Source organism: Gammaproteobacteria bacterium, assembly GCA_028817255.1.
Classification (GTDB): domain Bacteria; phylum Pseudomonadota; class Gammaproteobacteria; order Porifericomitales; family Porifericomitaceae; genus Porifericomes; species Porifericomes azotivorans.
In genome coordinates this window covers 1-6,508 of sequence record JAPPQA010000078.1, presented here as the reverse complement: position 1 = coordinate 6,508, position 6,508 = coordinate 1, and the positions used below count along the sequence as shown (strand labels likewise).

Genomic DNA, 6,508 nt, shown 5'->3' with positions numbered 1-6,508 from the left:
CCCTTACGATTTGGGCAAAGGCCGCATCACCTACCGATTGCCCTGAGGCCGTGCCTCGAAGGGGCGCCTCCGCCTGCCTCCGCCTCACTCTTCCCATCACTCCCCCCTGGAGGGGGAGTCTAGGCGGCCCTTGCGGTTCTCCTGGGCGGTGGGGTGTAGCAGGCGCTTAGATGCTCCCCCCACCGGCGCGACTTCGGGCTTGCGCCCTCGTCTTGCCGACTCCCCCTCAAGGGGGGAGTGATGCGGACGGCATATATTATTTCTATATAAAACTTAAATTTAAGATGCTTTCTTAGGCATCTATCTGCGCCCGAAACAGTTCCCGCACCCGTTGCAGATCGGCAGCGGTGTCCACGCCGGCGGCAACAGGGGCGGTCGCCAGCTCTACATGGATCCAAGCGCCGTGGTGCAGCGCCCGCAGTTGTTCCAGCCGTTCGTCACGCTCGGCAGCGCAAGGAGGCAGCCGCACGAAGCGACGCAGATAGCCGGCGCGATAGGCGTACAAACCGATGTGCCGCCAGTGACGGGGGGCGCCATGAGGGATCGGGCAGCGGCTGAAGTACAGGGCGCGCCCCTGATTGTCGCGCACTACCTTGACCAGGTTCGGGTCGGCCGCGTCCGTGCCGGGTTCCAGGGGGGCGCAGAGAGTGGCCATGTCCGCCTGGGAGCGTGTCTCCAGGGCGGCGGCCACCTGATCCAGCAGGCAGGAGGGCAACAGGGGTTCGTCGCCTTGCAGGTTGACGATATGGGCATCGTCTGGCAACGCGCGGCCCTCGATGGCCTCGCAGATACGGTCGCTGCCGGAGCGGTGCGCGCTGGAGCTAAGGCAAACCTCGGCGCCAAACCCCCGGGCGACACTGGCAATGCGTTCGTCGTCGGTAGCGATAAGCACCGCCCGCGCCGAACTGCCGCGGGCCTTTTCCCATACGTGTTGCAGCAGCGGCTTGCCGGCGATCTCCAGCAGGGGCTTGCCCGGCAGGCGGGTGGAGGCGTAACGGGCGGGGATGACGACCGTGTAGTCCATTCATTGGCCCTGGCGCCCTGGAGGATTCTCTTGCGGCGGCGGCTCTTCCGGCGCGCCTCCCGGCAGGCCGGCGCATTCTTCGGGCGCCAGGGGGCGTGCCTCGTCGGCGAGCAGCACCGGGATGCCGTCCCGTATCGGGTAGGCGAGACCGGCTTTGCCGGACAACAGTTCCTGGCGCTTGGCGTCGTAGCGCAAGGGACCGCCGGTAAGCGGACAGACGAGGATCGCGAGCAAGCGCTTTTCCATAATATTATAATTAAATATCAATTAGTTATAATATATATCTAATTTAGATAGTTAAATTTTTTCCAATCGGAACGTAGGAGACGAGGGACTCGCGACGCCGCACCCGCCCGGCATGGAATGGACCTCTACCCGCCCCTGCCGTTCCCGGCGGGATAGCGGCGCGGCGTCCTCTTCCCCCTCTCTCGCGCCTCTGGCGGTATTCAACAGGCGAAGCAGGCGATGCTGAAAGGCAGGGCCCATGACGACCTGCAGGGGCAGACACCAATGACGGGCGTCCGCATAGGGGTAGCACTTGACGGCGTCTTTTTCCGTCATGATCACCGGGAGATTGTCGGCAAAGCGTATATCCCGTGCCCGGTAGCGATGGTGGTCCGGAAGGGGGTGCTCGAGGATTTGCAGTCCGGCGCGGCGCAACAAGGAAAAAAAGCGCCCTGGGCCGGCGATGCCGGCGACGGCATGGACGCGGCGGCCGACCCAGTCTTTCAGGGGCGAACGTTGCAGCGGGTCGAGCAGAGACCGCAGGGGGGCGGGCAGGCAGCGCATGGGGAACTCGCCATGCTTGCAGCGTCCGTTGGCGACGATCATATCGGCCCGCGCCAGACGCGACAACGGTTCGCGCAAGGGGCCAGCGGGCAAGCAGTAGCAGTTGCCGTAGCGGCGCTGGCCATCTACCACGACGATCTCCAGATCCCGTTCCAGGGCCAGGTGTTGCAGACCGTCGTCGCAGAGGATCAGGTTGCAACCGCAGCGCTCTACCAGGCTGCGGGCGGCGCGCGCGCGATTCGGGTCGGCGGCCACCGGATGCGGGCTGCGTTGCGCCAGAAGTACCGCCTCGTCTCCCACCATGCGCGGGTCGCTGCCGGGAAACGCGCGTTGCGGCCAGGAGCGCGCCCGGCCGCGGTAGCCTCGGGTGGCAATCCCCGGCCGGTAGCCGTGTCTGCCGAAGAATTCCGACAGCCATGCGGTCAACGGGGTCTTGCCGGTGCCGCCCACGACCAAGCCGCCGACCACGATTACCGGCACCGGCAGACGGTGGCGACGCAACGCTCCCACCCGGTAGCCGAACCGCCGCAGCCCCACCGCGGCGCGATAGGCCCAGCTCAAGGGCAGCAACGCCGGAGCCAGGGAGTGCTCCTCGTACCAGAGGCGTTCCAAAAAACCATGGACGCTGGCCGCGGACATAAGAGCGGGCGGGGAGTTCAGCGAGATTCCTCGAAACGGGTGGCGAAGGTGATCCGCTGGAGACCGAGCTGGCGAGCCGCGTCCATCACGCGGATGACCGCCTGGTGCGTCGCTCGGGCATCGGCATTGACCACCAGCGTCGGATCTTCCGCCTCCAAGGTCAGTTCCTGCAAGGCTTCGCGGACGGTGCGGGTGCTGGAGTTGACGATCTGAACCTGATTGACATAGATCCGGTCGTCGGCATCCACGGCAATTTCGATCGTCTCCGGCTGCACCTCCAGCAACTCCGGGCCGGCCTGAGGCAGGGTGATCTCGATCTCGGATTCCCGCTGGAAGGACGTGGATACCATGAAAAAGATCAGCAGCAGGAAAACGATGTCAATCAAAGGCGTGAGGTTGATGTCCACGGACTCCGCGCTGCGCGAACGGAAATTCATCGCGCCTGCTTCGATTTGCGCGCCAGCGGTTGGTAGGCAGGCGCGCTGCCGGCGGCGGTCCTTGGCGGCGGTTCCGTCGCCTCCCGGCCCGCCGCCCTGCCATGCACGTATATGACCTCCACCAGCCGCATAGCCTCCTGCTCCATGGCCACGACCAGTTCCTCTACCTTGCCGCGAAAGTAGCGGTAGAACATAAGAGTGGGAATCGCCACCGACAAGCCGGCGGCGGTGGTCAGCAGGGCCTCGGAGATCCCCTCGGCGAGTACCACGGGGTTGCCCACCCCCTGTGCGGTGATGACCGCGAACACCTTGATCATGCCGATGACCGTGCCCAGCAGCCCCAACAGGGGAGTAATCGAGGCGATGGTGCCCAACGTGTTGAGAAAACGGCCCAGATCATGGCTGACGTGGCGGCCTACCTCTTCGATCCGCTCCTTCATGATCTCCCGTTGCTGGCGGCGGTTGGAGAGCCCGGCCGCCAGGACCCGCCCCAGGGGAGAACCCCGGCGCAGGTCGTGGATGCGCTGGGCGTCTATGTGCCCGTCCTTTTCCCAGTGCCATACCTGGGCAACCAGGGTGCGCGGCGCGATGCGCCGCCGCCGCAACGACCAGAACCGTTCGATGACGATCGCCGTCGCCAGGATCGAACAGAACAGGATCGGCCACATTAACAGGCCGCCCGCCCGAAATAATTCCAGCATGGTATCCCCTGCCTTACGCGGCGCCGGCGCCCGGACGCCGGCCTTTCATTCTACCCGCTCGTGCCAGAAGCGACGCCTTGCGGCACGGTAACTTCGCAAATGCAGAGCGCCTCGCGCCACCCTCGCCTCGATCATACCCTCTTTGGCGGTAGAGCGAACAATGGCCCCCCGCCTCGCATAGCGCGCAATTATATCCGGTTTCGGCAGCCGGAAGCGGTTTCGGTAACCGACCGGGACCAGCACGTGCGCGGGTTCGACCGCCGTCACGAAAGGGATCGTGGAAGAAGTGCGGCTGCCGTGATGCGGGATCAACAGCAGCTCGGCACGCAAGCGGCGGCGGTGGCGCGCGAGCAAGGCCCGTTCGCCCGCGGCCTGCAAGTCGCCGGGCAACAACAGCCGCTGCCCCTGGGCGGCGATCCGCAGGACGCAGGAACGGTCGTTGCCTTGCAAAAGGATATCGTCGTCGCCGGGATGCAGAAACTCGAAGCGCACGCCATCCCAGTCCCAGACCGATCCGTCCCGGCATGGCTTGGCCGCTACCGGCGGCGGCAGCGCTCCCGGCGTGCCGCTATAGACCTCCGTGCCGGGAAACTCCGCCAGCACCGACTCCAGGCCGCCGGCATGGTCGCTGTCGCCGTGGCTGATCACCAGGCGGTCGAGCCGCTGCACGCCCAGGGAACGCAGGTAGGGCAGCAACGTGATCCGCGCGTTGTCGCCCCCTGACGAGAACCGCGGCCCGGTATCGTAAACCAGCGTATGGTTGCGGGTAAGGGCCACCGCCGCCAGCCCCTGCCCCACGTCCAGCAAAGCGAAGTGCAGCTCCCCCGGCGCCGGCCGCGGCGGGACCGGCAATAAGGCGGGCAGCAGGCAGCAGAACCCCAGGGCGCGGGGCGCCACCCCGCGCGGCAGACACAGCATGAAAACGCCTGCCGCCGCCAGCAGCAGTGCCGGCCACGATGGTTGCGGGGGTTGCAACAGCCCCCAGCGCAGGGCAGTCAGAGACTCCAGCAGCGGCCACAGGAGCTCCAGCGCGGCGGCGGCAAATTGCAGGGGGATGGCGGCGATGGCGGGCAGCCAGGGCAGCAGGCCGATGCCGGCCAGCGCGGCGGGCAGGACCAGGAACGTGACCCAGGGCACGGCCAGCAGATTGGCCGGCAGACTCAGCAGCGGGTAGCCGCCAAACCAGGCCAGCAATACGGGCAGCAGGGCCAGGGAAACCAACAGCTGCATCCGCAGCCAACGACCGGGGGCGGCGCCGAGGCGGCGCCCGGCCATACCGAAGAGGATTCCGGCCACGGCAAGGAAAGAGAGCCAGAAACCCGCGTCGGCCGGCGCCAGCGGGTCGGCGACCAGTACGGCGAGCAGGGCGCAGCAGAACGCCTGATCCCAGGCCGGCCGGCGGCGGCGCAAGCAGGCGGCGGCCAGCACGGAGAACATAAGCAGGGCGCGGCGGGTAGGCAGGGAGAAGCCGGCAAGGCCGGCATAGCCGGCGGCGGCGACCCAGGCGATCAGGATAGGCAGCCGGCTCGCCCAGGCCTTGCCCAGCAGGGCGCCCGGCAACAGCCGCAAGAGGATGCAACGGGACAGCCCGCCGGCAAAGGCGGCCAGCAGGCCGATGTGCAGGCCGGATATCGCAAGCAGATGCGCCGTGCCCGTGCGGCGCAGGACGCGCCACTGCTCGGCGCTTATGCCGCTGCGGTCTCCCACTCCCAGGGCCTGCACCAGGGCGGCGACTTCGGAGCTGGCGGCGAGCCGGGTACGCACCGCCGCGCCCAGTTCCTGGCGCAAGCGGTCCAGGAACCGCCCCGGCACGGAGGGGAGACGGCGGTTGTCGGGATGGTTCAGGACGTAACCGGTGGCCCGCAGGCCATGCCGGAACAACCAGCCCTCGTAGTCGAAACCGCCGGGATTGCGGTAGCCGTGGGGCGGGCGCAGGCGCACGCGCAGTTGCCAGCGTTCGCCGGGAACGAGCCGCGCCGCCTGCCGGTACCAGGAGAGCCGGACGCGAGCCGGCAGGGCCGCGGACGGAGCCATGTCCGACCCTGTATCCGCTCTTGGCGGCGGGCGCCGCTCGACGATGCGGAAAACGAAGCGCAGACTGTCCCCGCGCCGCTCCGGCAGGGAGGCGATCTCGCCGACCAGGACCAGGGGGCGGTCCGCAAGCTCGGGCGCCAAGCCGCGCTCCAACAGCGGCGCGGCGCGCGCCAGCCCCCAGAGGAACCCGGCGGCGAGGCAACAGGGGAAGCGCAAGGCCGGCCAGCGCAGCGGCAACAGGATGGCCGGCAACAACAGCCAGGACCACTGCGCTGCCGGCAACCGCGTACAGTGCAACAGCAAGCAGGCGCCGAGCAGGAATGCGATCGTCCCTGAACGCAAAAGCGGACTCCTTTCCTCGATGTTCCCGATGCCGGGAGCTCGTTCCCGGCACTTTTGCTTTTATTGTACCATCCGCATTTTTATGCTTGAGCGCAGCCAGAGGCCCATACACCGTCCCCAATGATCGCTTCGCCCCCGCCTGTATCTAGCCCCGACCATAGCCGAAGACGGCCGCCCTGCCCGCCCGCCATGCGCGGCCGGCGGCACGGCGCACTGCCTGGCGCGCTGCTATCGGCAACCGTTCTGCTTGGTTCTTGCGGCGGCGGCGGTGGTGGCGGCGGCGGTGGCGGCGGCGGCGGCCCCGGCTTCTCGGAGTGGACGCGCCCGCCGCCCGCCGGCACCCTGCAATTCTCGAGCGAGGTGAGGCAATGGGAGAATTTCCGCCAACGCGCTGCCGAGGAGATCGCCTTTCGCGAACTGGCCGCCGTGCCGGTGCTGACCATGGATTCCGACCGCCTGGTCAGCAATAGAGACGCACTGCACGGCACTGCGGTGGAGCAAGTCCTGCAGCTGGCGGCGGCGCGCGGGAGCATTACCGGCTC

The 6,508-nt window shown here is 67.5% G+C and carries 7 protein-coding genes; 1 reads left to right on the top strand and 6 read right to left on the bottom strand.

Features of this window, described 5'->3' with window-relative positions:
- Window positions 1–292 precede the first annotated feature (292 nt).
- Genes kdsB through OXU43_03610 form a run of 6 tightly spaced genes read right to left on the bottom strand, consistent with a single transcriptional unit; the run spans window position 293 to window position 5,966 of the window.
- Window positions 293–1,024 (bottom strand): 3-deoxy-manno-octulosonate cytidylyltransferase, encoded by a 732-nt coding sequence (gene kdsB / locus OXU43_03635; protein MDD9824248.1) that lies wholly within the window; start codon window positions 1,022–1,024, stop codon window positions 293–295.
- The gene (locus OXU43_03630) at window positions 1,025–1,270 is read right to left on the bottom strand and encodes a Trm112 family protein (protein MDD9824247.1); all 246 of its coding nucleotides are present in this window, start codon (window positions 1,268–1,270) and stop codon (window positions 1,025–1,027) included.
- A gap of 51 nt (window positions 1,271–1,321) precedes the next feature.
- Window positions 1,322–2,452, bottom strand: coding sequence for a tetraacyldisaccharide 4'-kinase (gene lpxK, locus OXU43_03625; protein MDD9824246.1), 1,131 nt, complete (start codon window positions 2,450–2,452; stop codon window positions 1,322–1,324).
- 17 nt (window positions 2,453–2,469) lie between these two features.
- Window positions 2,470–2,889 (bottom strand): biopolymer transporter ExbD, encoded by a 420-nt coding sequence (locus OXU43_03620; GenBank protein ID MDD9824245.1) that lies wholly within the window; start codon window positions 2,887–2,889, stop codon window positions 2,470–2,472.
- Entirely contained in the window at window positions 2,886–3,590 is a 705-nt protein-coding gene (locus OXU43_03615; GenBank protein ID MDD9824244.1) for a MotA/TolQ/ExbB proton channel family protein, read from the bottom strand. The genes OXU43_03620 and OXU43_03615 overlap by 4 nt, the downstream gene beginning before the upstream one ends.
- Window positions 3,591–3,635: 45 nt before the next feature.
- Entirely contained in the window at window positions 3,636–5,966 is a 2,331-nt protein-coding gene (locus OXU43_03610; protein MDD9824243.1) for a DNA internalization-related competence protein ComEC/Rec2, read from the bottom strand.
- Window positions 5,967–6,155: 189 nt separating this feature from the next.
- Between OXU43_03610 and OXU43_03605 the strand changes: the two genes are divergently transcribed.
- Window positions 6,156–6,508 (top strand): hypothetical protein (locus tag OXU43_03605; GenBank protein MDD9824242.1); only part of this gene is annotated, 353 nt, incomplete at its 3' end.

What these genes read in the sequence shown, in the direction of transcription:
- kdsB (MDD9824248.1), bottom strand. Translation starts at nt 1,024, where the DNA reads ATGGACTACACGGTCGTCATCCCCGCCCGTTACGCCTCCACCCGCCTG.
- OXU43_03630 (MDD9824247.1), bottom strand. Translation starts at nt 1,270, where the DNA reads ATGGAAAAGCGCTTGCTCGCGATCCTCGTCTGTCCGCTTACCGGCGGT.
- lpxK (MDD9824246.1), bottom strand. Translation starts at nt 2,452, where the DNA reads ATGTCCGCGGCCAGCGTCCATGGTTTTTTGGAACGCCTCTGGTACGAG.
- OXU43_03620 (MDD9824245.1), bottom strand. Translation starts at nt 2,889, where the DNA reads ATGAATTTCCGTTCGCGCAGCGCGGAGTCCGTGGACATCAACCTCACG.
- OXU43_03615 (MDD9824244.1), bottom strand. Translation starts at nt 3,590, where the DNA reads ATGCTGGAATTATTTCGGGCGGGCGGCCTGTTAATGTGGCCGATCCTG.